Here is a 26452-nt window from a genome sequence, read left to right on the forward strand (position 1 = left end):
GTATGTCGAACACCATCTCCACGTCTCTGCGACCCGCCGCATGCCGTACGCTCCAGCCGAACGACCTGCCGGCCCTGCTGCACGTGCAACGGGCCTGCTATGGCGACGGTTTTATCGAAAGCGCGGAAGTCTATGCGCGCCGCCTGGCCAGTCCCGTGAACTGCTCGCTCGTGTGCGAGCGCGAGGGCCTGGTGGTGGCCTACCTGGCCGCCTACCGCTCCCTGGATGGAAAAATCACGCCGCTGCATGGCGACTTCGAAACTCCGCAACGCCCGCCGGACACGCTGTATCTGCATGACATGGCAGTGCTGCCGGCGCATGCCGGGCAGGGAATGGCGCAGGCGCTGCTCGACCTGCTGTGGGCACAGGGGAGGGCGGCGGGACTGCGCCGCACCGCCCTGGTGTCGGTGCAGGGTTCCCAAGGTTACTGGGCACGTCACGGTTATAGCCCGCAGCCATTGCACGACATGGAGGAACGCGCGCGGCTGACCGGTTACGGCGCCGGCGCCATCTACATGGTGCGCTCCCTCGATCCCGTGTTATCGGCGGATGGCGCGCAGTCAATGTGATTCACGCGCCGTGCATTGGCGTCGACCGTCGCCTCGTCGCGCCGGTCAGCTGTTCGGTGACCGCAACCTGGCGGAGATGCCGCGCCACACCGCGCCAAGCGCCTGGCCCGCCGGCAGCGCCGGATGCAACTGCGCCAGCGCCGCTTTCAGCGCGCGGTCGCCTGCCGTGCCAAACGTCTTGCTGTCTTCGGCCACGGGCCGCTGCGAAGCGTCGGCCTCCGGTGCACCCGAGCTGGCGGGCAGGTGGTTCGCCATGTCGGCTTCGCGGAACAGCAGGGTGTCGTCGTCGCCCTTCGCAGCGGCCGGCGCCACCGGCACGTCCGGCACGATGCCTTGTGCCTGCACCTCGCGCCCGTTCGGCGTGTAGTAGCGCGCGATCGTCAGCTTGATGGCCGATTCGTCGGTCAATGGAAACACGGTCTGGATCGAACCCTTGCCATACGTGCGCGAGCCGACGATCTTGCCGCGCCCGTGGTCCTGGATGGCGCCGGCCACCACTTCGGCCGCCGATGCCGACGAGCCGTTGACGAGTACGGCCAGCGGGACAGTCTGGGCATAGGCCGGCAACTGGTCGTAGGCGTCGCCGGTGCCCGGCTTGCCGAACACGCCTGGCGACACGGCGACCTTGGTGTTGATCGCCGGGATCTTGCCGGCGGAGGAGAACACGACGGCGCCTTGCGGCAGGAACGCGCCGGCCACCGCCACCGCCGCCGGCAGCAGGCCGCCCGGATTGTTGCGCAGGTCCAGCACGATCGCTTCCACGGGGCGGGGCCCGTCCAGTTGCCGCAATGCCTTGATCAGTTCGGCCGCGGTACCGCCGCCGAACTCGGAAATGCGGATGCGCACGATATTGCCTTCCAGGCGCTGCACGCTGACGGTGTCTTCCCGCATGGTGGCGCGCGCGACGCTGATGGTGCGCAGCGGCGTGTCGCCGCGTTTGGCCATGGTCAGCTCCACCATCGAGCCCGGTTCGCCATGCATGCGGCTGGCGATCTGGCTGTCGCGCAGTCCGAACAGCGGCGCGCCGTCGATCGCCACGATCGAGTCGCCGGCACGGATGCCCGCCTTGTCGGCCGGGCCGTTTTCGAACACGTCCCGGACCAGGATCTGGCCGTTCTGCATGTCCACGCCGACGCCGATGCCCACGTACTGCCCGGAGTGGATGCGCTCCAGGTCTTCCAGGTCGCTCTTGTCCAGGTAGCGCGAGTGCGGGTCCAGCGACGACATCATGCCGCGGATCGCTTCGGTAAGCAGTTTCTTGCTGTCGGCGGGGCCGACGTAATCCTTCAGCACGAGCTGGTAGCTGTCGAGCATCTGCTCGAACTCTTCCTTCGGCAAGGTCAGCGGTTCTTCCGCATGGCACGGCAGGCTTGCCGCGCAATATCCCATCATGACACTCAATATCCAGCGCTTCATCGTATTCCTCTTCATCTGCTCCTCTATGAAGCGCCGATTGTGCAATGGGGTGGTGTCAGCTGCCGTCAAGGCACGTAAGTTCGCGTAAATGACGGATTGGCGCGGGATGCGCCGTCGTTCACACGCTTGCGCGTTCGCACTCCCGCCCGTTTTCATCCCATCGGCTGCCGCGCACCGGGCAGCAGCCGGTTGCTATTTGCAGGCCCGTTTGCCGTCTCCTGGAGCAGCACTGTCTTCATCGATGGGTAGCGTCAGTGGCATTTCATGTATCGGAAGACCGTCGTGCCCGATCCGTACCGGCTGCGGAGGCACTTCGCCGGGGCAGGCCGGCACCGAAGCCGGGAGCGACGCAGCCAGCGCGAACAATTGCGCTCGCGCCGGCGTGTTCGCCACGCTGGTATCGATCCACAGCTGGTAATCGCGCCGCCCCTCGACCCACGACAGCAGCGAAAGCGCCTTGCCGGCAGGCGTGTGGAAGACGTCGAGCCGCGCCGGCAAGCCGTTGATGCGCTCGGGCTCATCCTTCGGATCGCGCCACCTGCTGATGCCGTCGACCGACATGTCCTGTTCGAAGAGAGTCACCTTGTGGCCATCGGTCGTCCGGAAGCCGCGGTACACGCCGGTATGACGACCATTGCTGCGCTCGGGCAGCGCCCCAAGGCTCCTGAACCGGGCGAAGGGCGTTCGCGACAGATCCACCGGCTGAAACGCCAGGTTTTCCAGGGTGGCGGCCAGTGGCTGGAACCGGATGCGGTAGCGCTCCAGGTTGGCATCGCACACCTGCTGGTAGCCTTTCTGTTTCGACTCGAGCGCAATTCTTGCCTCGGCTTCGGCGAATCCGGGAGCGTCCGGCGGCAGGCCGAGTCCACAGGATGGCGTGCCGCCTGGCGATTCACGAGCGTAATTGATACCTGCCAGCAGTGCGAGGGCGAATGCGGCAACGCCAAGGCGCAACGATAGCTTCAGGGCCATTTTATTCATGATGCAGCAGGCACTTTCCAGATCGCGGCAATACGTTGCCGCATCGGTTGATACTTGAACAATCCGGTTCGTCTATTTAACGGTACGGAAACGAAGTGCGGTGGGGTAGATCGAGCCCACAGCGCCCTGACACGCGTCATAAAGGGGAACAATTGTTGCGCCTCGTATCGGTGCCGCCAGAATGGCGAGAGATCGGGCACGTCGGGAATCGATGGTCATAATGGGAAAATGGAAGAAACGATATCCTTGCCGACCGGCGCGTGAAACAGGCCTGGCCACCCCTTGAGCGGCCGGTCGACCTGCTCGAACTTCGCGTCCGGCCGGGCGAAACACCGCCTGCTCAGGTTGGAGAAGTCGCCCATGCCCCGCGGGTAATTGGTGAAAAATGCCACCTTGTCGGCATCGCCGGCGTTATCGACGAACGCCAGCAGCACGATGCCGTCGTTCGTTGCCACATCGGAGACCTTGTCACTGTCCCACTTGAACCCGAGCGTCGCATGGGTCGCCGCCTTGTCGGAATAGGGGCCGAGGATGCACACCCGGTTCCACGATTGTGGAACCGCGGTGTGCAGATCGACCGAGTGCCTGCCGGTCTGCTTGAACTGGCGGGATATCGATTCGGTGATCGTGTCGTGTTCCGAACACGACACGGTGGTTGCTGCCAGCAGGGCAAGAAGAGAGAGTTTTGTCACTGGTCGTAAATCAATGGTCGTAACACGGCGCGGTGCATGAGTCCGCCCATCCTGGCGGGAAGCGTCGTGCGTGGCGGGTGAACCCGCCCCCGCCATCGGCGTATTCAGTTGTGGATGTACTTCGCGAACACATCGCTGAAATCGCGCTTGGTATGCGTATCGAACATGGCCGTGTTCAATGCGGTCAGCAACTGGCCATACTGGCTGACGAGGCCGCCCGCATCTGGGGCGATATTGAGCTTGTGTACGGAAGCCGTGGCATCGAGTGCGCGCAGCGCATTGGCGCGGCACGCTTCGTCGCGCACCTGCTGCTTGCCGATGGTGATCAGCGCCTTGTAGATGTCCTTGAGCTGCTCGATGAACGTCTTCTTGACGTCGATCGAGAACTTCGTGGCGTCCACGTTGAACTTGAGTTCGATATCCATGTCCAGCGTGCCGGCGGTCTCGATGGTCACGTCGGTAATCTGGTGCGACGCGTAGTCATAGCGCTTGATGGACCGCTTCGACGACACAGCCGAGTCGCCGTCCACGTGAATCAGCGCGAGGTTGGTGAAGCAATACTCGTCCTTCTTGCTCTTGATGAGAAAGAAGATCTGCTCGCCGTCTTCGCTGAACAGGTAATCGTCCGCATCGACCTTGCTGTAGTCGGCAGGCCCGACGATAACACCGATATCGCTGATGCCCAGCGCTTCCGCCGCGAATTTCTTGAACATGGTTGCCTCGCAATAAAAAGGCGACATTAGCATTTTTTGATTGCGATAAATATCTCGAATAGTCACATTCCGGCTTTGCAATGAAAAAAGCCTGCCCTCGGGAGAGGGCAGGCTTTGCGGTGAGCTCGAAGTAAATCAGTCCAGCAGATCGAACAGCGAGCGTGCCACCACTTTCGTGGCACGGCGCAGGTCTTCCAGCGAGATGTGCTCGTCGCCGCGCTTGGCGTTGCTTTCCGAGACCGTGCGCGGGCCGGTGCCGTACAGCACGGCCGGAATGCCGGCTTCGCCGAACAGGCGGGCATCGGTGTACAGCGGCGTGCCGGCGGCGCCGATCGGTTCGTCGAACACGGCCGTGGCGTGGCGCGACAGCGCGTCCACCAGCGGCTTGTTGCCCGGCAGCGGCTGCAGTGCCTTGGACAGCAGCATCTGGCGGATCTCGACCGTCACGCCCTGCAGGTCGGCCACGGCGTCCTTGATCACGCGGTGCAGCGCGGCTTCCACTTCGGCCGGATTCTCTTCCGGGATCATGCGGCGGTCGACCTTCATGACGACCTTGCCCGGCACCACGTTGGTGTTGGTGCCGCCTTCGATCAGGCCGATGTTCACGTACGGGTGGTTAATGCCCGGCACCTTGCTGCGCACTTCCTTGTACTGGCGGTTCTGGTCGTACAGCGCCGTGAGGATCTTCGTGGCGGCCTGCAGCGCGTCGACGCCGGTTTCCGGCACGGCCGCGTGGCCCGACTTGCCGTGCACCGTCACTTCCATCTGCAGGCAGCCGTTGTGCGCGGTCACGACCTGGTAGCTGAAGCCGGCGGCGATCAGCAGGTCCGGTTTCACCAGATTGTTTTCCAGCAGGAAGCCGGGGCCCAGTTCGCCGCCGAATTCCTCGTCGTACGTGAAGTACAGTTCCACGCCCCCTTTCAGCGGCTGGCCCAGCGCTTCCAGCGCACGGGTGGCGAACGTGAACGTCGCGAAGTCGCACTTCGACACGGCCGCGGCGCGGCCATACAGCTTGCCGTCGACCACGTTGCCGCCGTACGGTTCCTGCGTCCAGCCTTCGCCCGGCGGCACCACGTCGCCGTGCGCGTTCAGGCCGACGGTGCGGCCTTCGCCATACTTGCGGCGCACGACCAGGTTGGTGATCGTCTCCAGGCCGGCCGCGCGGGTGCGCTCAGCGGGCACGGCGTGCTGCTCGGCTTCGAAGCCGAATTCCTTCAGCAGTTCGGCGGTGCGCTCGGCGTGCGGCGCGTTGTTGCCCGGCGGCGTGTCGGTCGGCACGCGCACCAGTTCCTGCAGGAAGCGTACTTCCTCGTCGAAATGCGCGTCGATCCAGGCGTCGAGGGAAGCGTAAGGGGAAGAAGTCGTCATGTCAGGTCCGTGGCAAGTTGGTTGAGAAGGTTCTGGAATGCGCGCACGCACAGTTCCGTATCGTCGTTGGTAATGGATTCCAGCGGGTTGTGGCTGATGCCGGCGTTCAGGCCGCGCAGGAACAGCATCGCCTGCGGCATCACGCGGTGCAGCATCATCGCGTCGTGCCCGGCGCCGCTCGGCAGCCGGAACACCGGCAGGCCCAGCGAGTCGACCGCGCGTTCCCAGCGCATGCGCCATTCCGGCGCGCACGGCGCGGCATCGGCCTGCATCGTTTCTTCCAGCGTGAACTGCAGACCGCGGCGTTCGCAGATCGCCTGCAGTTCGTTGCGGATGTCCTCGGCGGCGGCGTCGCGCACTTCGTTCGTCGTGGCGCGCACGTCGAGGCTGAAGCGGCAGCGGCCGGGCACCACGTTGATCGAGCCGTTCGGCACTTCCAGCATGCCGACGGTGGCCACCAGGTCTTCCACGGCGCCGCCGCGTTTTTCGGCATACAGCACCAGTTCGGCCGCGGCGGCCGCGGCATCGCGGCGCATCGTCATCGGCGTGGTGCCGGCGTGGCTGGCCATGCCGGTGATCTGGCCCACGTAGCGCACGCTGCCGTTGATCGACGTGACGATGCCCAGCGGCAGATCGAGGTCGTTCAGCACCGGGCCCTGCTCGATGTGGGTCTCGACGAAGCCGAGGTAGCGCGACGGGTCGCGTTTCAGGTCGGGGATCGTGGCGATGTGCAGGTCGGCATTGGCCATCGCATCGCGCATCGCCACGCCGTTGGCATCGAGCTGGTCGAGCCAGGTGTTGTCGAACTGGCCGGTCAGCGCGCCGGAGCCGAGGAAGGTGGCCTTGTAGCGCTGGCCTTCCTCCTCGGCGAAACCGACCACCTCGAAGCCGTACGGCAGGCGGCGGCCCTGGCGGTGCAGTTCGCGCACGCACGCCATCGGCACCAGGATGCCCAGGCGGCCGTCGTACTTGCCGCCGTTGCGCACGGTATCGTAATGGGAGCCGGTCAGCAGGCGCTTCGCCTGCGGATCGGTGCCATGCTCGTTGCCGCCGTAATAGACACCGACCACGTTGCCGACGGCGTCGATACCCACTTCATCGAAGCCGCATTCGTTGCGCATGCGATCGGCCAGTTCGCGGGCCGCGGCGCGGTGCGCATCGGTGAGATACGTCACGCACAGTTCGCCCCGCTCCGCGTAGCCGGGTTCCGTGTGCTTCGCCAGTTCCTCGTGCCAGTCCCATACCAGGTTGCCCAGCGTGGGCTCGACGGCGAACTTGTCGTTCAGGCGGATCTCGGCGATGCGGTGGATGTTGCGCAGCGCTTCGCCGAACTCGAAGTCCGGCGAGTTGTTCAGGCGGCGGGCGAACGTGGCGATGATCTCGTGCCGGTCCAGGCCCAGGCCGCGCGGGCCGCGCACGGCCAGGATGAACGGGAAGCCGAAGCGGGCGTTGTAATCCGCGTTCAGTTTCTGGATGCGCGCGAATTCCTCCGGCGTGCAATCGGTCAGCCCGGCCTTGCTTTGCTCGTTGGTGGATTCGGCGGTCAGCGATTTCGTGACCATCGCCTTGCCGGCCAGCTCCGGGTGGACACGGATCAGGCCCAGCTGGGCTTCGCGCGGCGCGTTGCGCAGCGTTTCGATCAGCGCGCGCTTCAGGTGCGCCAGGCTGGCGAACGGGCGGGCGAGCCACGCCTGTTCCGCGATCCACGGCGAATGTTCGTAGACGCCATCGAGCAGGGCGGTGAATTCGGCCTGCGTGGCGGCGTTCAGTTGTTCCAAAGTGAGCATGTTACTCCCAGGCGAAAGCGGTGTCGGGGTTGAACGGATGCGCCTCTTTCCAGTGGCGCGCGATATCGATGCGGCGGGCGACCCATACGCGGTCGTGCTGGCCGATGTAGTCGAGGAAGCGCTGCAGCGCCTTCAGGCGGCCGGGGCGGCCCAGCAGGCGGCAGTGCAGGCCGATGCTCATCATCGTCGGCTGGTCCGCACCTTCCTCGTAGTGCACGTCGAACGCATCCTTCAGGTACTGGAAGAACGGGTCGCCGTGCGAAAAGCCTTGCGGCAGGGCGAAGCGCATGTCGTTGCAGTCCAGCGTGTACGGCACCACCAGGTGCGGCGCCTGCGTGCCGTCGGTCTTGCGCACCTTCAGCCAGAACGGCAGGTCGTCGCCGTAATAGTCGCTGTCGTATTCGAAGCCGCCGTAGTCGGCCACCAGGCGGCGCGTGTTCGGGCTGTCGCGGCCCGTGTACCAGCCCAGCGGCAGGCTGCCCGTCAGGCGCGCGATCGCTTCCATGCCGCGCGCCATGTGTTCGCGCTCGACCGCTTCATCCACGTTCTGGTAGTTGATCCAGCGCCAGCCGTGGCAGGCGATCTCGTGGCCCAGTTCCACGAAGGCGGCCGTCACGTCGGGGCAGCGCTCGAGCGCCATGCCCACGCCGAACACCGTCAGCGGCAGGCCGCGCTTCTCGAACTCCTTCAGGATGCGCCATACGCCGACCCGCGAGCCGTATTCGTAGATACCGTCCATCGTCAGGTGGCGGGCCGGGAACGAGGCGGGATTGAACATCTCGGACAGGAACTGTTCGCTGCCCGGATCGCCGTGCAGCACGTTGTTCTCGCCGCCTTCTTCGAAATTGAGGACGAACTGCACGGCGACGCGCGCGCCGCCCGGCCAGTGCGGGTGCGGCCGGTCGCGGCCGTATCCGCGCAGGTCGCGTGGGTAAGCTGGTGTATTCATTCTTCTTCTACCGGTTGAGGATTTCAGCCAGGTCCACCTGCTGTGGATCCAGGTTCAGGTTGTGCTGCACGTTGACCAGATGCTTGCCGACCAGCCGCACCGCCGCCTTCACGTCGCGCCGCTCGAACGCATCCACGATCGCCACGTGCTCGCTGTGCGATTCGCCGGCCGAGTGGGACGACTGGTGCATCAGCGCGATCAGCGACGAGCGCGTGAGCAGTTCGCTCAGCATCTGCGTCAGCACCTCGTTGCCCAGCATGCGCGCCAGCACGAGGTGGAAGTCCGCCAGGAGGCGCGTGCGCCCCGGCACCACGGCATCGTTGACCGCCGCGCCTTCGAGCGCCAGGTGCGCGCGCAGCTGGCGGATCTGCTCGTCCGTGATCGTGGCGCACAGCCGCTTGGTGACGGCGGTCTCCAGGATGCTGCGCATCTCGAACACGTCGCGCGCCTCCTCGGCGGTGGGGGTGGCGACGAACGCGCCGCGCGCCGGCTCCAGCAGCACGAGCCGGTCACGGCTCAGCTGGTTGAAGGCTTGCCGCACGACGGTGCGCGACACTTCGAAGATGTCGCCGATCTTTTGCTCGGACAGTTTCGTGCCCGGCATCAGCCGGCGTTCGGCGATCGCGGCGGTGATCGAATCGACGATGCGCTGCGTGGCACCGGCCGCCGGCGCATGGGCATCCGGCATCAGCGTGGCGGGAACGATCTTCAGTTGGGTAAGCGTTTTCGACATGACTTTGCTTTGGTTCGGCAATAAAACAAGTTGACATCGGAACCAGAGTGTATACACTTTTCAAAAAAAGAAAAGCAGAAAGTGTATGCAATCCAGTTGGTTCATGCCTGCACCGGCTTGTACAATAATCATCGCCGGCAATCCTGCCGGCCAATTCTGTAGAAAAGGAGCCCCATGGGACATTTGAGCACCCACGTACTGGACACGATGCACGGCAGCCCCGCCGCCGGCATGCGCGTGCAGCTGCAACGCATCGACGGCGACACCGTCACCACCATCAAGAGCCTGACGCTGAACGCCGACGGCCGCAACGACGGCGGCCCGCTGCTGGACGCGACCACGATGGCGGTCGGCCGCTACCGCCTGGTATTCTCGGTGGCCGAATACTTCCGCAGTCGCGACGTGCGCCTGCCGGAACCGGCCTTCCTCGACGAGGTGCCGCTCGACTTCGGCATCGCCGACGCGGCCGGCCACTACCACGTGCCGCTGCTGGTCAGCCCGTGGTCGTATTCGACTTACCGTGGTTCCTGAACCACAAGCATCAATGCGTTAAACGACGTATATCCAGATTCAACTGGATCGTATACAGTTACAAGTGTCGCCGCGGAGCACACCGGTATCTCCACCTTGGGGTTGCCGATGGTTGCGATGATTTGCCCCACACAGAGCCCGCTGTGGTGAGGGGACAGTACGGTTTCGATACCGTGCTTCTCTGATTGTTTGAGGCTCTATGGATATGTACTTGATGGACTGGGTCAACCTGCTGCTGCGCTGGACCCACGTCATTACCGCGATCGCCTGGATCGGCGCATCGTTCTACTTTGTGTTCCTCGATAACAGCCTCGAGAAGCCCACCGCGCCGGACCTGGTGGGCAAGGGCGTCGACGGCGAGTTGTGGGCCGTCCACGGCGGCGGCTTCTACCACCCGCAGAAATACCTGGTGGCGCCGAAATCCATGCCGGATCACCTGCATTGGTTCTATTGGGAAAGTTACGCCACCTGGCTGTCCGGCTTCGGGCTGTTCACGGTGCTGTACCTGTTCAACGCCGGCACCTTCATGGTCGACAAGACCGTGCACGACTGGCCCGCGCAGGCGGCCGTCATCGGCGCGCTGGCGTTCCTGGTCGTGTTCTGGCTGATCTACGACACGATCTGCCGTTCGCTCGGCCGCAAGAAGAATGGCGACCTGATGGTGGGCGTGATCGTGTTCGGCTTCGTGGTGTTCGCCTCGTGGCTGGCCTGCCAGCTGTTCGCCGGCCGCGCAGCGTTCCTGCTGGTGGGCGCGATGATGGCTACCGCGATGAGCGCCAACGTGTTCTTCTGGATCATTCCCGGCCAGCGCAAGGTGGTCAAGCAGCTCAAGGCGGGCGAACCGGTCGACCCGATCTACGGCTGGCGTGCCAAGCAGCGCAGCGTGCACAACACGTACTTCACGCTGCCGGTGCTGTTCGCGATGCTGTCGAATCACTATGGTTTCCTGTACGCCGGTGAACACAACTGGATCGTGCTGGTGCTGATGATGCTGACCGGCGCGCTGATCCGTCACAGCTTCGTGGCCCGCCACAAGGCGCTGGTCCACGGCAAGCGCGTTCCATGGGAACACGCATTCGGCGGCACAGCGGTGATGCTGGCGCTGATCGTCTGGCTGGTGCCGGCACCGCAGGCCGATGTGCCGGCGGTGGTGGAAGCGGCACCGGCCGCTGCCGGTACCGATGGCGTGTCTGCCGCGGCACCCGCCGCGACGGGCGCGTTCGCCAAGGTGAAAGCCGTGGTCGACCAGCGCTGCGTGATGTGCCACTCGGCGGCGATGCAGAGCAAGGGCATCAGGCTCGACTCGACTGAGGAGATCAAGCGCCACGCGCAGGCCCTGTACCAGCAGGCCGTGGTGATGAAGCTGATGCCGTTGAATAACGCCACGCAGATCACCCAGGGCGAGCGCGACCTGCTCAAGCGCTGGTATGAGGACGGTGCCAAGGTCGACTGAAGATCGGGGCAGCAAACGCAGTAAATGCAGCAAACGCAGTACATGCAGCCAATGCAGTAAAGCCTTTCAGGCAAGCCAACCCCAGGTGCGAACGGCCGGGATCAGACCCGTCTGATCGCGGCCGTTCGCCGTTGGGGGTAGGTGAATGGCATCAAAAGCACCAGCAATCGAAGGGGGCGGCGCGGTCGGCCGGCCAGCAACATGCATTCTGTAGTGTTCATATAACAATCAGGAGACAAGCATGACGCAACAAACGTTGGACCCGGTCGACGAACGCCTGCCGCTCGGGCGCCTGACCGCCCTGGGGCTGCAGCACGTGCTCGTGATGTATGCGGGCGCGATCGCCGTGCCGTTGATCGTCGGCCGTGCGCTGCACCTGTCGCCCGAACAGGTGACGATGCTGATCTCGGCCGACCTGTTCTGCTGCGGGCTCGTGACGCTGATCCAGTCCCTCGGGCTGGGCAGGCATTTCGGCATCAGGCTGCCCGTGATGATGGGGGTGACGTTCGCCGCCGTCGGCCCGATGGTGGCGATCGCCAACAGCGTGCCGGGCGTCGACGGCGCCCGCGCCATCTTCGGTGCCGGCATCGGCGCCGGCGCCATCGCGCTGCTGCTGGCGCCGGCGATGAGCCGCATGCTGCGGTTCTTCCCGCCGGTGGTCACCGGCACCATCATCCTCGTCATCGGCATCACGCTGATGCGCGTGGGGGTGGGCTGGGCCATGGGCGGCCCCGATTCGGCCGCGCGTGCCGTGGACGTGCCGACGCTGGTCTCGATGGTCGACCAGATGAAGGCGGAAGCGGCAACGGCGGCGGCGCCGCTGGCGTCGAAGCTGCCGGGGCCGATCCCCACGCTCGCCAACCCGAACTACGGCGCGCTGGACAACCTGGGCATCGCCGCATTCGTGCTGGTGTTCATCGTCTGCCTGGTGCGCTACGGGAAGGGCTTCATCTGCAACATCTCCGTGCTGATCGGCATCGTGGCCGGCTGTGGCGTGGCCTTCGGGCTCGGCAAGATGAACTTCAGTAAAGTGAACAGCGCTGAGTGGTTCGAACTCGTCACGCCGTTCGCATTCGGCATGCCCACGTTCGATATCGTGATGATCCTCACGCTCACCGTGGTGATGATCGTCGTGATGATCGAATCGGCCGGCATGTTCCTCGCGCTGTCGGACATGACGGGCAAGAAGATCGGCCAGCAGCAGATGGCGGCCGGCCTGCGCACCGACGGCCTGGGCACGCTGATCGGCGGCATCTTCAACACGTTCCCGCACACCAGTTTTTCCCAGAACGTGGGGCTGGTGGCGGTGACCGGAGTGAAGAGCCGCTGGGTGTGCGTGGCCGGCGGCATCATCATGATCGTGCTGGGCATGCTGCCGAAGCTGGCCGCGCTGGTCGAGGCGATTCCCCAGTTCGTGCTGGGCGGTGCCGGCCTGGTGATGTTCGGCATGGTGGCCGCGGCGGGCATCCGCATCCTGAATCGCGTCGACTTCCGCGCCAACCGCTTCAATCTGTACATCGTGGCGCTGTCGATCGGCTTCGGCCTGATTCCGCTCGTGGCGCCGCACTGGGCGCAGCAGATGGCGCACAGCCTGCACCCGCTGCTGGAATCGGGCATCCTGCTCACCGCCGTGGCGGCCGTGGTGCTGAACCTGTTCTTCAACGGTTCGCGGGGACAGGAGGAGTCGCACGAAGGGCAGGGGCTGTCGCACGCCTGACAGGCTTCAGAACCTGTGCTGTATCCCCGCCAGCACGCTTTTCTGGCGGTTGCCGTACCCGGCCTCGTCCCGCGCGAGACCGGCCAGTGCACCGTGCTTCGCCTTCGCGTACGCGGCGGTGACGTACAGGTCGGTGCGGCGGGACAGCGCATAGCGCACCCGCCCGACGACCATCACCGGATCGGCCTCCTGCGCGCCGTGCCGGACATCCTGGTAGTACACGACGCCGGCCAGCGTGACGGCCGGCGTCACCTTGTAGTTCGATCCCGCCCAGTACAGCGTTCCCCGCAGGTCGGGCGACCCGGGCACCTCCTGCCGGAAGTCGCGCATCGCCGCCTGCAGCTTCAGCTTTCCTTCGCTATACATCGCACCGAGATGCCATGCCGTGGTGGCGCCGCGCGCGCCGGTCGCCGCGTCGGGCAAGCCGTTGATGCGCTCGTACGTCGCCACCGCCGACCAGGGACCGGCCGCGTAGTTGACCGCCACCGCGCCTTTCGCGCCATCGCCGCCCGACGATCCTTCGCCGGCGCCATAGCTGGCCCCATAACTGAGGTTGCCGGTCTTGCCGGCGTACTTGACCAGGTTGTCGAACGCGAACGTCATGCCGTATTTGCTGGCGCCGGTCGCGCTGCCGGCCGGCGCCCACGAGTACTGCGGCGCATAGCCCATCGGGTCGTACGGCAGCACGAAGTCGTACACGGTGGTGAATGCCCGGCCCAGCAGCAAGGTGCCGTAGCGGCCTTCCAGCCCGACGGTGGCCTGGCGCTTGAACAACGGCGTGTCGGCCACGCCGGTATCGGCGGCGATGCCCATCTCGAGCTGGAACAGCGCCTTCAGGCCGCCGCCCAGGTCTTCGCTGCCCGTGAAGCCGAGGCGCGAGGTATTCATGCCGCCGGAATTGACGCGCACCGTGTTGCCGCCGGCGGCGCCGGCATTGTCGCTCAGTTTATCGATTATGCCGAGGTTCATGTCGACCAGTCCATACACATTGACATTCGATTGCGCGGCCGCGCTGCCGCAGGCGAGGGCCGCCAGGCCCCACGCGAGATTGCGTTTCATGTTGTCTCCGTATTTTTATGGACGCACCGATCCCTTGCCGGCCGGGCGTCATGGGTGATGCATGGGGAAGCGCCGGTTCCGGCCGTGCCGGAACCGGCAGGCGCTCAGCGGTCGACGACCTGCTTCGGCAGGAGGGTCACCAGGCAGGCGCCGATCAGCAGCATCGCGGAGGTGAGCATCACGCCCGCGCCCTGCTTGCCGGTGAAGTCGTTCAGCCAGCCGACCAGCGCCGGGGAGAAGAAGCCGGCCAGGTTGGCGATGCAGTTGATGGTGGCGATGCCGGCCGCTGCCGCCATGCCGCCCAGGAAGGCCGTGGGCAGCGCCCAGAACTGCGAGGTGCCGCAGATCGCGCCGGCCGCCGCCACGCTCAGCAAAGCCAGCGCGGTACCCACGCCGTCGGTGAAGGGCAGGGCGAACAGCGCTGCTGCCGCCGCCAGCATCGGCACGCCGCAATGCAGCCGGCGGGCGCGGGTGCGGTCCGAGTTGCGGCCGACCAGCGGCAGGCATACCAGGGCCACCGTGTACGGGATCGCCGCCAGCAGGCCGACCATTTCCACGCCATTGACGCCGGCATTGCGCACGATGGTGGGCAGCCAGAACGTGAGGCCGTACTGGCCCATCACGATGCAGAAGTAGATCGCCGTCAGCAGCCACAGGCGCCGGTCGGCCAAAAAGTCGCGGATCGTCTGGTGCGCCACCTTGCCGTCGTTCTCGCTGGCGATGTTACGCTCCAGGACGGCTTTCTCTTCCGGCGACAGCCACTTCGCGGCGGCGATGCTGTCGTCGAGGTAGAACAGGATCGTGACGCCCAGGATCAGCGACGGAACCGCTTCGAGCGCGAACAGCCACTGCCAGCCGCGCAGGCCCTGCACGCCGGCGAACGCCTCCATGATCCAGCCCGACAGCGGCGCGCCGACGATGCTGGCCAGTGGAATGGCCATGAAGAACAGTCCCATCACCTTGGCGCGGCGCGCCGACGGGAACCAGTAGGTGATGTACAGGATCACGCCCGGCGCGAAGCCCGCCTCGGCGATGCCCAGCAGGAAGCGCAGCACGTAGAACATCGTCGGCGAACTGACGAAGGCGAAGCTGGCCGAGATCATCGCCCAGGTGATCATGATCCGCGCCAGCCAGCGGCGCGCGCCGAAGCGGTGCAGGATCATGTTGCTCGGCACTTCGAAGATGAAATAGCCGATGAAGAAGATGCCGGCGCCGAGGCCGTAGACGGTGTCGCTCCACTGCAGGTCGCTGAGCATCTGCAGCTTGGCGAAGCCCACGTTGACGCGGTCCAGGTAGGCGCCGAGGTAGCACAGCATCAGGAAGGGCACGAGCCGGCGCGTGACTTTCGCGTAGGCCCGCGTTTCGAGGTCGGTGGCGCCGGAATGGTATGCGGCGCCCGCCGCTGGTGTAACGGTAGGGGTTTTCATGCGTGTCTCCAAATTGTTCTGTCTTCGCGCCGAAGGTCTTGCCGCCTTCGTATACATCCCGCGCATCCGGATCGTGCCGCGCTCCGCGCGGCCGGTTCAATGCAGCCCGCTCACCTCAGCCAGGACCTGATGCTGGCGGCCATCGCCTCCGTCGAGATGCCGTAGCGGTCGTGCAGCGTGGGCAGCGCGCCGGCATCGAGGAATGCGTCGGGCAGCGCGACCTGGCGGAACGCCGGCGCCACGCCCGCGCGCAGCAGCGTACCGGCCACCGCTTCGCCCAGGCCGCCGACCACGGAATGGTTCTCCGCCACCACCACCAGCCGGCCGCCGCGCGACGCTTCGCGCACGATCGTTTCCGTGTCGAGCGGCTTGATCGTGGGCGCATGCAGCACGGCCACGTCGATATTGTCGCCCTTGAGCGCCTGCGCCACTTCCAGCGCGCGCATCGTCATGATGCCGCTGGAGATCACCAGCACGTCGCGCCCGTCGCGCAGCAGCTTGGCCTTGCCCAGCTCGAACCTGTAATCGTACTCGTCGAGCACCAGCGGCACTTTCCCGCGCAGCAGGCGCATGTACACCGGACCCTTGTGCTCGGCGATGGCCAGCGTCGCCTGTTCGGTATCGAGCGCATCGCACGGATCGACGATCGTCAGGCCCGGCACGCCGCGGAAGATGGCGATATCCTCGGTGGCCTGGTGGCTGGGGCCGTAGCCGGTGGTCAGGCCCGGCAGTGCGCAGACGATCTTCACGTTCAGGTTTTCCTCGGCGATCACCTGGTGGATGAAATCGTAGGCGCGGCGCGCGGCGAACACGGCATACGTGGTGACGAAGGGCGTAAATCCCTCCTTGGCCATGCCGCCGGCGGCGCCCATCAGCAGCTGCTCGGCCATGCCCATCTGGAAGAAGCGCTCGGGGAACTCCTTCGCGAACAGGTGCAGGTCGGTGTATTTTGCCAGGTCGGCGCTCATGCCCACGATGTCGGGCCGGCGGCCGGCCAGTTCCACCAGCGCGTTGCCGAACGGCGCGGCGACCGTGCGCTGGCCTTCGGTGGCGATCGAGGCGATCATCGCCGAGGTGGTGAGGCGGGGTTTGTTGATGACGGCGCTCATTGCTTGTCTCCGGCGTGTTGTGCATCGAGGATCGCGATGGCCTGTTGCCATTCGTCGGCCTCGACGCGAATGAAATGGTTCTTGTCGCGCTGTTCGAGGAACGGCACGCCGGAACCCATCAGCGTGTCGAACAGGATCACGCGCGGTTGCGCTGCCGCGTGATTGCGGGCGGCTTCGAACGCGGCGAAGACCCCGGCGATATCGTTGCCCTGCGCGCGCTGTACGTGCCAGCCGAACGCTTCCCATTTTTGCGCCAGCGGTTCGAAGCCGAGGATTTTCGTCGACGGGCCGTCGGCCTGCTGGTTGTTGACGTCGACCAGCGCGATCAGGTTGCCGAGCCCGAAGTGGGCGGCCGACAGCGCCGCTTCCCACGTCGAGCCTTCGTCCAGTTCGCCGTCCGACATCGAGTTGTAGACGAACGCCGGATTACTCTTCTGCCGCAGGCCGAGCGCCATGCCGACGGCGATCGTCAGGCCCTGGCCGAGCGAGCCGCCGGACATTTCCATGCCGGGTGTGTACGTGGCCATGCCGGACATCGGCAGGCGGCTGTCGTCGCTGCCGTACGTTTCCAGCTCTTCTTCCGGCAGGATGCCCGCCTCGAGCAGCGCGGCGTACAGCGCGATCGCATAATGGCCGTGCGACAGCAGGAAGCGGTCACGGCCTTCCCATTCGGGCTCGTCCGCACGATAATGCAGCGCGTGGCGGTAGGCCACGGCGAGGATGTCGGCCATGCCGAGCGCCTGGCCCACGTAGCCCTGGCCCTGCACTTCGCCCATCCGCAGCGCGTAGCGGCGGATGCGGTAGGCCGCGCTCTTCAACGCGGGCAGTTTGTCATGCGGTTCGTTCATTGTTGTCTCCTGTGGCGATTCGTGGAACGGAATTGAAGCGAATCATTGGTGTTGTCAGTGAAACCAGTGTAAGAATCGGGACATGAACCGTATAGCGAGTAATTCTTGGCGATAGATGAAACCAGTTCAGCGATACCGCGCGTTGCGCAAGGCATCCCTCAAGGGCTTGCAGGCTTTCGAGGCCGCCTACATGCACCGTTCCTTCGCCGCCGCGGCGCAGGAGCTGTCGATCACGGCCTCGGCCGTCAGTCATTCGATCCAGACGCTGGAGGAAGCGCTCGGCACGCTGCTGTTCGAGCGCGCGCGGCGCGGCGTGGTGCCGACCGAGGAGGGCGCCCGGCTGTATGAGGTGATCCGCCGCTCGTTCGGCGACATCGACGACGAGCTGCGCACGATCCTCGACCGGGGTAGCAAGCAGCAGGTGGTGACGATCCAGTGCGCGCCCAGCTTCGCGGCGATCTGGGTGATGCCGCAGCTGCCGGCCTTTCTGCGCGCCCATCCGGATATCGACGTGCGGCTGTGGGCCGTGCACCAGGCGCCGGATTTTTCCAGCGGCGGCGTCGACGTGGCCGTGCTGTACGGCCGCCCGCCGGCCTCGGCCGGCGTGCACGTGGAGCCGATCTCGCAGCGCGAACGCTATCTGCCGGTGTGCAGCCCGAAGCTGGTCGACGGCTGGACGTTGCCGCTGCCGCCGGAAGATATCGAGAATTTCTACCTGATCCAGAACGACGTGTCGCTGACGTCGTGGGACGAATGGATCGCCCGCTTCGCGCCCGAGTGCCGGCACCCGGTGCGGGGGTTGCGGCTCGACCGCGCGTTCATGACGCTGGGCGCGGCCGAAAACGGCCTGGGGATGTGCATCGAGAGCTCGGTGCTGGTGCAGGAGTACCTGCGCGACGGGCGCCTGGTGTGCCCCTTCGGCGAACTGGCCATCGAGGCGACCGGGCATTACCTGGCAGTGCCGAAGAGCCGCGAGGGCCTGCAGGCGGTGCGTACGGTGGCGGACTGGATCAGGGGCTTCGTTGCCGACGGCGGAGAAACCGCCGCGGCATGATGGCGCAGTGGAGGGGGAACGTCAGTGGATCAGCATGCCGCCGTTGACGTCCAGCGTGACGCCGGTGCAGTAGGCGGACAGGTCGCTGGCCAGGAACACCACGGCGCCGGCGATGTCGTCGGCCTTGCCCAGCCGCGCCAGCGGGATGTCCCGGGCGATTTCGGCCTTGCGCTCGTCGGTCAGCTTGCCCTTGATGATGTCGGTGGCGATCAGGCCCGGCGTGATCGCATTGACGCGGATGCCGCTCGGTCCGAATTCGCGCGCCATCGCGCGCATCAGCCCCAGCACGCCGGCCTTGGCGGCCGAGTAGTGCGGTCCGCCGAGGATGCCGCCGCCGCGCTGCGCCGAGACGGACGAGGTGCAGACGATGCTGCCGCCTTGCTGGCGCTCCATGGCCGGCAGCACCGCCTGCGCCATCAGCAGCGTGCCGCGCAGGCTCACGTCGAGCACGGCGTCGTAGTCGGCCGCCGAGATGTCGAGCGTCTTGCGCGGCTGCGTGATGCCGGCGTTGGCGAACAGCACGTCGATACGGCCGTAGCGCTCCACCGCAGCCTTCGCCGCCGCTTCGCACTGTTCCTTGTTCGTGACGTCGGCCACCACGCCGAGGTGCTGCGGCCCCAGCTCGGCCGCCGCGCCGGCCGGATTCGCGCCGGCCAGGTCGAGGATCACCACGTTCGCGCCGTGCGCCGCCAGCATGCGCGCCGTTGCAAAGCCCAGTCCGTTGATGCCGGCGCCGCCGGTCACGATTGCCACCTTGTCTTTCAATAACATTGGAGTCTCCGGTTGTTCATGTCGTGCCGTCATGGTGGCCGACGGCGGCGATGCGGACAAACGAGGAAAACTCAGCGCAGGGCGAATTGGATTCAGGTCTGGCGGCGACTACTTCGGCGCGAGCGGTACCTGCCGGATGCCGCCCTGTTCGTCGTACTCCAGTGGCGCCACCGCGATCGAGCGCCGGTGGCTGCCACCGCCAGGCAACAGGCTGTCGTGATAGAACAGCCAGCTCTTGCCGCCATGTTCGAGGATCGCCTGGTGATTCGTCGAGATCTCCAGGTAATCCAGTACGACGCCGCGATACGCGAACGGCCCCGCCGGCGAACCGCCCGTGGCGTACACGATCTGGCCCGGCCAGCCGGTGGAGAACGTGAAGTAATACGTGCCGTTGCGCTCGTGCAGGAACGGCGCCTCGCCGTACACTTTTTTCGGGTCGCCGGCGGGCAGGCCGGTGATCGCCACGTCCAGGATCGGGCCGTCCAGCGTGGTCATGTCGGCCTTCAGCTTTACGACCTTCGGCACGCGGGTGCCGAAGTACAGCCAGGCCTGGCCATTCCTGTCGATGAACACGGCGGGGTCGATCGGCTCGTCGCCGGCATTGGCGTCGCGTGCCTTGTCCACCAGCGGCGTGGTGCGGGCGTCCGCGAAGCCGCCGTCCGGCCGGTTCGATACGGCCACGCCGATCCTGTCGCCGCCCACCGGCGCATAGAAGTAGAACCTGCCGTTGCGCTGTACCGCGTCCGGCGCCCAGGCCTTGGCATCAGGGCGCGCCCATTTGAACACTTTGACATCGAGCGGGATGCCGGCATCCTGCCACGTTTTCATGTCCGACGACGTGTAAAGGCGCCAGGTCGTGGAATCCCAGTACTTGCCGGAGTTGCTGGCGTCGTCGGTGGCGTACAGGTAGAACTTGCCACCGGCTTGCGTCGTGAAGTAATGGGGCGATGGATCGGCGTTGAAGCGCTGCGCGATCGGCTGGCCGATGCCGGCAGCGGCGGGAATGGCAAGCGCGAGCAGCGCGGCAGCAAGGTAGTGCATCGGGTCTCCGGTAAGGGGGGTGCTGGCTGCACTGGGCAGACTTGACGCTCAGGCGTGGCCAAACATATGATTGCGGCGGTTTTGCACTTGTGTCAACATGCCAATAATCAGTTTTCCGAGAGATTGGCCAACATGCGTAGCTTGCCGATTGCCCTGTTCGCTATTGCAGCCTTGCCGCACGTGCCGGCCCATGCGCAGGCCACGCCGGCATTCGGGCCCGCGCCCACCTACGATGCGGCGCTGGCCAAATCGCTGGGCGCCAGCGACCAGGGCATGCGCGCCTACGTGCTGGTGTTGCTGAAGACCGGCCCGAAGCCCGTGCCGAAGGGGGCGGAACGCGACAAAATGTTCGCTGGCCACTTCGCCAACATGGAACGCCTGGCCAGGGATAAAAAGCTGGTGGTGGCGGGGCCGCTCGATGGCGTCGATGGCCTGCGCGGCATGTTCGTGTTCGCCGCCGCCGACATCGACGAAGCGAAATCGCTGGTCGCCACCGATCCCGTCATCGTCAACGGCGAAATGGTGGCCGAGTACCACAAGTTCTTTTCCACGGCCGCGCTGATGGCCGTGAACGATATCCATAATCGCATCATCAGGAAATAACGGAGACGTTTTGGTGAGCAAGACCATACTTTTCATCGCCCTCGCATTCGGCCTGGCCGGCTGCAAATACCTGCCGCGGGACGCGGATCAATCCTGCGACAAGCTGGTGGACTGGAACGACCGCAAGGCGTGCAAGGAAAAGCAGTCGACCGAGCAGAGGGAGTGGGAGAAACGCAGTGCGAAATAGTCCGGTCGGAGAATGGCGCCAATTTCAAGCCTCTTCAGAGGCGCCAGCGTGAGAAACGACGAAATATCAGACCGTTCGGAAGATAAGGGCTTTTGAATCAGCATAGGGAACAGTTTTATGACCAGTAAAGCAGGGAACGACATTCGGTTTCGACTCGGCACCGAAAACAATCGCAGTGCGCGTCAAGCAGCTTATTTGTTTCTGATGTGCAGCCTCGGCGCAGTCTCGATGAATGCCGCGCAAGGAGCGCCTTCTGCTCCAATCACGGAAGCACAAGTGGGCCGCATCGACACTGCGCTGCAACTGCAAGGGCCGGAAACGTCGCTTACCAAAGCCGTAGGGGAAGCCAGAAACACGATTGCCCAATTTCTCAAGGTTCACTCCTGTATCACTTATAACGCCAGCAGCCTGAATAACTTTGCGGCGCCTGGCAAGCTCTATCCCAACAATAATTACACGCAGAGCCCGAAACCGCAGATGCGCCGGCATGACAAGGGCTCGTGTGTCACTGTTCAGCGCGTGCAAGGCTGGGCAATGCCTGCGGACAATGCGCTTCGGTTTGAAGTCGTCTATACCTCCGATACCAGCGGAGAGAGTGCAAAAAGCATGCATGAAATGCAGAAGCAGCCGAACGGTGAATGGCTGTTCTCTCGATAACGCCACATTGAAGAATCCAGGGCGGCCATGGCCGCCTTTTTGAATTCCAGGGCTGCATCCTTTCAGCGGCGGGTTTTGACTGCCTGCCACCCGGCTCGCAGAGAAGTATCGGAGCCTGCCGATTCAGCCGATGTTCGCAACCATTCAGAACCGCCCGCGCAGCGTCACCGTCGCCTTGCGCGGCTCGCCCCGGAACACGCCGTCATAAAAGCCCACGTTGCGGTAGTAATGGCGGTCCAGCAGGTTCGATACGTTTCCGGTGTCTGCCACCGGGTTACGCATCTTGATTCACGGATCTTCCGGATAAATGGGAATCATTCGCGTTGATTGTATGCGTCAAATGTCTGATTGGCAACGCGTCATGCACTGCGATGGTGCTTCCATGCCTTACAATCACGGGCCGGCACGGATCGGCCCCATCAACCACACTCCGAGACGAATGACTCCCGAATGACGCTAATTCGCACCCTGATCACCGCCCCGCGCCACCTGGCGCGAACCACCCTGGCCATCGCGCTGGTATCGACGCTGGCGCTGGCCGGCGCCGCGCAGGCCGCAACGACAAGCCTGAACGATGCCTGGCAATTCCATCGCGCCGACAACGCCGCGCTGGCCAGCGCCGACAAGGCGCCGGCCGGCGCCTGGTCCACTGTCAGCCTGCCGCACGCGGCGCACATCGAGCCGCGCGTGCCGACAGCGCCCTGGCAGGGCACGGTGTTCTACAAGAAAACGTTCGACGCGCCGCTCAAGCCGGGCGAACGGGCGATCCTGCGTTTCGAGGCGGTGATGAACGTGGCCGACGTGTGGCTGAACGGCAAGCACCTGGGCCGGCACCTGGGCGGCTACCTGCCGTTCGCGTTCGACGTGACGAACCTGCTGAAGGCGGGCGGCAAGAACGAAGTCATCGTTCGCGCGAACAACGAAGATAACGCTATCACCGGCCCCAAGCCACTGAAGGAACTCGATTACATCCAGCACGGCGGCATGTACCGCGGCGTGAGCCTGGTCACCAAGCCGGCCGTTCACATTACCGATGAAATCCTGGCCGCCACGCCGGCCGGCGGCGGCGTGTTCGTCACGTTCCCGCAGGCCGACCGGGTCGCGGCGACCGTGCAGGTCAAGACCGAAGTGAGCAACACGTCGAAAACGGCGCGCACCGTCACCTTGCGCAACACGCTGGCCTGGCAGGGCAGGGAAGTCGCCCGCGCCGAGCAGCAGGTGACGCTGAAGGCCGGCGAGCGCCGCCACGTGACGATGCCGCTGCGGGTCGGCCAGCCGAACCTGTGGTCGCCGCAGCAGCCGAACCTGCACGTGCTCGACACCACGGTGTCCGGCGAGGGAGCCGAAGACAGCGTGCAAACCCGCATCGGCATCCGCCGGCTGGCGTTCGACAAGAACCGGCTGCTGCTGAACGGCGAGCCGCTGCAGCTGCGCGGCGTGAACCGCCACCAGGAATATCCGCACGTGGGCTATGCGCTGTCGCCGCAGGCCGAGTACCGCGATGCGCTGCTGGTGAAGAAATACGGTTTCGACTACATCCGCCTGTCGCACTATCCGCAGTCGCCGGCCTTCATGGCGGCGGCGGACGAGCTGGGCCTGCTGGTGATCCCGGGCGTGCCGGGCTGGCAGTACTTCAACAAGGACCCGGCGTTCAGCAAGCAGGTGCTGCGCACCTGCGAGGACATGATCCGCCGCGACCGCAACCACGCCAGCGTGCTGGCCTGGGAATGCTCGCTGAACGAGACCGACATGCCGGACGCGTTCGTGGACATGCTGCACAAGACCGTGCACACCGAATACCCGGGCGACCAGGCCTTCTCGGTGGGCTGGGTGCCGCGCGCCTACGACATCTACATGCAGGCGCGCCAGCATCGCCTCGATTCGAAACACGCGCTGCCGGACAAGCCGCTGATCGTTTCCGAATACGGCGACTGGGAGTACTACGCGATGAACGCGGGTTTCAACCAGACCGCGTGGGGCGACCTGAAGCCGGCCGACCGCTCCAGCCGCCAGCTGCTGGGCCAGGGTGAAAAACACCTGCTGCAGCAGGCCGCCAACGTGGCCGAGGCGCACGACGACAATTTCGGCACGCCCGCCTTCGCCGACGGATACTGGGTCATGTTCGACTATGCGCGCGGCTATGCGCCCGACCTGGAAGCTTCCGGCGTGATGAGCATCGACCGGCTGCCGAAGTTCGCCGCCGAATTCTTCCGTTCGCAGCGCGATCCCGAGCAGGTGCCGCAGCCTGGCGCACAGCCGGCCGCGCAAAACTGGGGCGGCGGCCCGATGGTGTTCATCGCCAGCTACTGGACGCCGGCATCGTCGCCGCGCGTGCGCGTGTTCACGAACGCCGAGGAAGTGGAGCTGCGCCTCAACGGCAAGACCGTGGCGCGGCAGAAGGCGGCGCCGTCCGCCACGCATCCGAAGCTGAAGCATCCGCCGGTGGAATTCGACACCGGCGCCTTCCAGGCCGGCGAACTGGTGGCCGTCGCCTACACCGCCGGCAAGGCCGTGGCCGAGCACAAGGTGCGCACGCCGGGCGCCGCGGTGAAGCTCGACGTGGCGCTGGACGACATGGGCGTGCCGGTGGGGGCGGGCGACCTGGTCTTCGCCCGCGCGCGCCTGGTGGATGCCGACGGCACCACGGTGCCAGACAATGGCCAGGCCGTCACGTTCACCGCCGGTCCGGGCTATGAACTGGTCGCGGGCCCGCAGGCGACGACCGAAGCGGGCATCGCCAGCGTGCTGGTGCGCGTGATGCAGCCGAACGGCACGCTGGGCGCGGCCGCCGGCAAGCTGCAGGGCGCGCTCGCGCCGAAGTAAGCATCGACGGCGCCGGTGAACTGGCGCCAGGCTCCCTGCGGCGTGCCTGGCGGAGGGCGCATGTGGCAACTTACGCTGCAAAGCCCCCGTCGATCAGCAGGTCGGCCCCGGTCACGAACGCGCTTTCCGGGCCGGCCAGGTAGGCGATCATCGCGGCCACCTCGTCGGGGCGGCCGTGGCGCGGCAAGGCCATCAGGCCGTGCATCAGGTCGGCGAATTCCCCTTCGGCCGGGTTCATCTCGGTATCGACGGGGCCCGGCTGCACATTGTTGACGGTGATGCCGCGCGGCCCCAGGTCGCGCGCCAGGCCCTTGGCCAGGCCGGTCAGCGCCGATTTGCTCATCGCGTACACCGCGCCGCCCGCGAACGGCATGCGCAGCGCGTTGGTGCTGCTCACGTTGATGATCCGGCCCCCTTCCTTCATGTGGGCGGCTGCCGCCTTGGCGGCCACGAACACCGAGCGGACATTCACCGCCACCGTCGCATCGAAATCCTCCAGTGTGAATTCGGCCACGTTGGCCAGCCGCAGCACGCCGGCGTTGTTGACGAGGATGTCGAGGCGCCCGAAACGGTCGGCCACCGTATCGATCGCCCGTGTCAGCGCGGCGGCGTCCGCCGCGTCCGCGCGGATCGCCAGCGCGGTACCGCCGGCGGCTTCGATTTCCGCCGCCAGCGCCTCGGCCGCGGCGGCGGAGGCGCCATAGCCGATGGCGACGGTCGCGCCATCGCGCGCCAGCCGCCGCGCCGTGGCCGCGCCGATGCCGCGCGAGCCGCCGTTAATAAATGCAACCTTGCCGTTCAGAGTCGTGTTCATGGTGTTTCCTTTCAGGGTGGGATGTCGATGAACACAGTATGGCTACCCTGATTCGATCGCGGTAGTACGTGAATCGGTGGTTCAGTTTCAACCGGCGGTATAAGATGTGTCGATGGACACTGAACTGAGCAGCTACCTCGATGCCTTCATCGCCGCCGCCGATGAACACAGCTTTTCCGCCGCCGCGCGGCGCCTCGGCGTGACGCCGGCCGCTGTCAGCAAGAGCGTGGCCCGCCTGGAGGCGAGGCTCGGCGTGCGGCTGTTCCGGCGCAGTACGCGCAGCCTCGCGCTGACGACCGACGGCGCGCGCCTGTATGGCCAGGTGCGCCTGCCGTGGAGCGAGATCGGCGACGCGCTGACCGAGCTGCGCGAGGGCGCCGGCAAGCCGGCCGGCACGCTGAAGGTGTCGCTGGCCTACGCGGTGGGCCACCGGTACGTGGTGCCCCTGGTGGAGCGGTTCGTGCGGCGCTATCCGGCCGTGGTGCCCGACCTGTATTTCGACAACCGGGGTGTCGACGTGGTCGCCGAAGGATTCGACGCGGCGATCGGCGGCGGCATCGAGCTGACCGAAGGGCTGGTCGCGCGCGAGCTGGCGCAGGTGGGCATGGTGCTGGCCGCGGCGCCGGCCTACCTGCGCGATCATCCGGCACCCGCGACGCCGGACGACCTGGCCCGGCACGGCGGGGTGCTGCGCCGCTCGCTGGCATCGGGCCGGTTGCTGCCCTGGCGGCTGCGCAACGGCGCCGGCGAAGAGGTCGTGGTCACCGTGCGGGCCGTCGCGGTGCTCGACGATCCGGACGCGATGGCCCGCGCCGCCGCCTGCGGCATGGGCATCGCGCTGCTGCCGCTGCCGCACGCGTTGCCGTTGCTCGATAGCGGCGAGCTGGTGCGCGTGCTGTCCGGCTGGCACGGCGAAACCCGCCCGCTGTCGATCTATTATTCGAGCCGCAAGCTGGTACCGGCCAGGGTGCGCGTCTTCGTCGATTTCATCGTCGACGAATTTCGCACCGGCGGAGTGCGGCAGCGGTTCGCGACGGTTTGACAGCGCGGCAAGCTTGGCAGGCCGCACATACCTGTCCAGGACGTTTTGTGACTATTGGAGAGAATCTTTGCACATGACCGGTCAGTTACAGCCCGAATGTAACTTGCA

General features: G+C 65.7%; 26 protein-coding genes. 10 read left to right on the forward strand and 16 right to left on the reverse strand.

Going from position 1 to position 26452, the window contains the following annotated elements; genetic code table 11:
• Positions 1-2 precede the first annotated feature (2 nt).
• Positions 3-569 (forward strand): GNAT family N-acetyltransferase, encoded by a 567-nt coding sequence (locus GJV26_RS26510; RefSeq protein ID WP_155711606.1) that lies wholly within the window; start codon positions 3-5, stop codon positions 567-569.
• 45 nt (positions 570-614) lie between these two features.
• On the opposite strand, the gene GJV26_RS26515 is transcribed toward GJV26_RS26510, so the two are convergent.
• The 8 genes from GJV26_RS26515 to GJV26_RS26550 all read right to left on the reverse strand — a co-directional run bounded on the left by GJV26_RS26515 (position 615) and on the right by GJV26_RS26550 (position 9208).
• Positions 615-2000, reverse strand: coding sequence for a S41 family peptidase (locus tag GJV26_RS26515; protein WP_173346281.1), 1386 nt, complete (start codon positions 1998-2000; stop codon positions 615-617).
• Between the two features lie 177 nt (positions 2001-2177).
• A complete protein-coding gene (locus GJV26_RS26520; RefSeq protein ID WP_155711608.1) occupies positions 2178-2966 on the reverse strand; it encodes a hypothetical protein in 789 nt (262 codons plus the stop codon).
• A 215-nt stretch (positions 2967-3181) separates the two neighbouring features.
• Positions 3182-3754 carry a hypothetical protein gene (locus GJV26_RS26525; RefSeq protein ID WP_155711609.1) on the reverse strand — a complete coding sequence of 191 codons (573 nt, stop codon included), beginning with the start codon at positions 3752-3754 and terminating at the stop codon, positions 3182-3184.
• Positions 3755-3762: 8 nt separating this feature from the next.
• On the reverse strand, positions 3763-4371 hold the full coding sequence (locus GJV26_RS26530) for a PH domain-containing protein (RefSeq protein WP_155711610.1): 609 nt from the start codon (positions 4369-4371) through the stop codon (positions 3763-3765).
• 135 nt (positions 4372-4506) lie between these two features.
• The gene (locus tag GJV26_RS26535) at positions 4507-5739 is read right to left on the reverse strand and encodes an ArgE/DapE family deacylase (RefSeq protein ID WP_155711611.1); all 1233 of its coding nucleotides are present in this window, start codon (positions 5737-5739) and stop codon (positions 4507-4509) included.
• Positions 5736-7526, reverse strand: a complete 1791-nt coding sequence (gene uraD, locus GJV26_RS26540) for a 2-oxo-4-hydroxy-4-carboxy-5-ureidoimidazoline decarboxylase (protein WP_155711612.1) — start codon at positions 7524-7526, stop codon at positions 5736-5738. The genes GJV26_RS26535 and uraD overlap by 4 nt, the downstream gene beginning before the upstream one ends.
• A gap of 1 nt (position 7527) precedes the next feature.
• Positions 7528-8475: an allantoinase PuuE gene (gene puuE / locus GJV26_RS26545; RefSeq protein WP_155711613.1), complete on the reverse strand. Its 948-nt coding sequence runs from the start codon at positions 8473-8475 to the stop codon at positions 7528-7530.
• A 7-nt stretch (positions 8476-8482) separates the two neighbouring features.
• Positions 8483-9208 (reverse strand): GntR family transcriptional regulator, encoded by a 726-nt coding sequence (locus GJV26_RS26550; protein ID WP_173346282.1) that lies wholly within the window; start codon positions 9206-9208, stop codon positions 8483-8485.
• 174 nt (positions 9209-9382) lie between these two features.
• Here GJV26_RS26550 and uraH point away from each other — a divergent pair, with 174 nt between their 5' ends.
• The 3 genes from uraH to GJV26_RS26565 all read left to right on the forward strand — a co-directional run bounded on the left by uraH (position 9383) and on the right by GJV26_RS26565 (position 12909).
• Positions 9383-9739, forward strand: coding sequence for a hydroxyisourate hydrolase (gene uraH, locus GJV26_RS26555; RefSeq protein WP_155711614.1), 357 nt, complete (start codon positions 9383-9385; stop codon positions 9737-9739).
• 199 nt (positions 9740-9938) lie between these two features.
• The gene (locus GJV26_RS26560; RefSeq protein ID WP_155711615.1) at positions 9939-11192 is read left to right on the forward strand and encodes a urate hydroxylase PuuD; all 1254 of its coding nucleotides are present in this window, start codon (positions 9939-9941) and stop codon (positions 11190-11192) included.
• Positions 11193-11433: 241 nt separating this feature from the next.
• Entirely contained in the window at positions 11434-12909 is a 1476-nt protein-coding gene (locus GJV26_RS26565; protein WP_155711616.1) for a nucleobase:cation symporter-2 family protein, read from the forward strand.
• Positions 12910-12915: 6 nt separating this feature from the next.
• On the opposite strand, the gene GJV26_RS26570 is transcribed toward GJV26_RS26565, so the two are convergent.
• The 4 genes from GJV26_RS26570 to GJV26_RS26585 form a co-directional block, all read right to left on the reverse strand.
• On the reverse strand, positions 12916-13968 hold the full coding sequence (locus GJV26_RS26570) for a porin (protein WP_155711617.1): 1053 nt from the start codon (positions 13966-13968) through the stop codon (positions 12916-12918).
• Between the two features lie 104 nt (positions 13969-14072).
• Complete coding sequence (locus tag GJV26_RS26575) at positions 14073-15395, reverse strand: MFS transporter (protein WP_155711618.1); 1323 nt, start codon at positions 15393-15395, stop codon at positions 14073-14075.
• A gap of 110 nt (positions 15396-15505) precedes the next feature.
• Positions 15506-16504: a transketolase family protein gene (locus GJV26_RS26580; RefSeq protein WP_155711619.1), complete on the reverse strand. Its 999-nt coding sequence runs from the start codon at positions 16502-16504 to the stop codon at positions 15506-15508.
• A complete protein-coding gene (locus tag GJV26_RS26585) occupies positions 16501-17352 on the reverse strand; it encodes a transketolase (RefSeq protein WP_155711620.1) in 852 nt (283 codons plus the stop codon). Before GJV26_RS26585 ends, GJV26_RS26580 begins: the two co-directional genes overlap by 4 nt.
• A gap of 115 nt (positions 17353-17467) precedes the next feature.
• Between GJV26_RS26585 and GJV26_RS26590 the strand changes: the two genes are divergently transcribed.
• Positions 17468-18406 carry a LysR substrate-binding domain-containing protein gene (locus GJV26_RS26590; protein ID WP_155711621.1) on the forward strand — a complete coding sequence of 313 codons (939 nt, stop codon included), beginning with the start codon at positions 17468-17470 and terminating at the stop codon, positions 18404-18406.
• A gap of 21 nt (positions 18407-18427) precedes the next feature.
• Here GJV26_RS26590 and GJV26_RS26595 read toward each other — a convergent pair whose 3' ends face one another.
• Both GJV26_RS26595 and GJV26_RS26600 read right to left on the reverse strand, forming a co-directional pair.
• Positions 18428-19177 carry an SDR family NAD(P)-dependent oxidoreductase gene (locus tag GJV26_RS26595; RefSeq protein ID WP_155711622.1) on the reverse strand — a complete coding sequence of 250 codons (750 nt, stop codon included), beginning with the start codon at positions 19175-19177 and terminating at the stop codon, positions 18428-18430.
• 108 nt (positions 19178-19285) lie between these two features.
• On the reverse strand, positions 19286-20218 hold the full coding sequence (locus GJV26_RS26600; RefSeq protein WP_155711623.1) for a family 43 glycosylhydrolase: 933 nt from the start codon (positions 20216-20218) through the stop codon (positions 19286-19288).
• Positions 20219-20350: 132 nt separating this feature from the next.
• Here GJV26_RS26600 and GJV26_RS26605 point away from each other — a divergent pair, with 132 nt between their 5' ends.
• The 3 genes from GJV26_RS26605 to GJV26_RS26615 all read left to right on the forward strand — a co-directional run bounded on the left by GJV26_RS26605 (position 20351) and on the right by GJV26_RS26615 (position 21665).
• The gene (locus GJV26_RS26605) at positions 20351-20821 is read left to right on the forward strand and encodes a YciI family protein (RefSeq protein WP_173346283.1); all 471 of its coding nucleotides are present in this window, start codon (positions 20351-20353) and stop codon (positions 20819-20821) included.
• 13 nt (positions 20822-20834) lie between these two features.
• Positions 20835-21008: a hypothetical protein gene (locus GJV26_RS26610; RefSeq protein ID WP_155711625.1), complete on the forward strand. Its 174-nt coding sequence runs from the start codon at positions 20835-20837 to the stop codon at positions 21006-21008.
• Positions 21009-21125: 117 nt separating this feature from the next.
• On the forward strand, positions 21126-21665 hold the full coding sequence (locus tag GJV26_RS26615; RefSeq protein ID WP_155711626.1) for a hypothetical protein: 540 nt from the start codon (positions 21126-21128) through the stop codon (positions 21663-21665).
• Positions 21666-21809: 144 nt separating this feature from the next.
• On the opposite strand, the gene GJV26_RS30505 is transcribed toward GJV26_RS26615, so the two are convergent.
• On the reverse strand, positions 21810-21935 hold the full coding sequence (locus tag GJV26_RS30505) for a hypothetical protein (RefSeq protein ID WP_260114810.1): 126 nt from the start codon (positions 21933-21935) through the stop codon (positions 21810-21812).
• 180 nt (positions 21936-22115) lie between these two features.
• Between GJV26_RS30505 and GJV26_RS26620 the strand changes: the two genes are divergently transcribed.
• Positions 22116-24488 (forward strand): glycoside hydrolase family 2 protein, encoded by a 2373-nt coding sequence (locus GJV26_RS26620; protein ID WP_155711627.1) that lies wholly within the window; start codon positions 22116-22118, stop codon positions 24486-24488.
• A 70-nt stretch (positions 24489-24558) separates the two neighbouring features.
• Here the strand turns inward: GJV26_RS26620 and GJV26_RS26625 are convergent, their stop codons facing one another.
• Complete coding sequence (locus GJV26_RS26625; RefSeq protein WP_155711628.1) at positions 24559-25302, reverse strand: SDR family oxidoreductase; 744 nt, start codon at positions 25300-25302, stop codon at positions 24559-24561.
• Between the two features lie 112 nt (positions 25303-25414).
• On the opposite strand from GJV26_RS26625, the gene GJV26_RS26630 reads away from it, so the two are divergent.
• Positions 25415-26344: a LysR family transcriptional regulator gene (locus GJV26_RS26630; RefSeq protein WP_155711629.1), complete on the forward strand. Its 930-nt coding sequence runs from the start codon at positions 25415-25417 to the stop codon at positions 26342-26344.
• Positions 26345-26452: the final 108 nt, after the last annotated feature.

The sequence above is a fragment of the Pseudoduganella dura genome (assembly GCF_009727155.1).
Lineage (GTDB): Bacteria > Pseudomonadota > Gammaproteobacteria > Burkholderiales > Burkholderiaceae_D > Rugamonas > Rugamonas dura.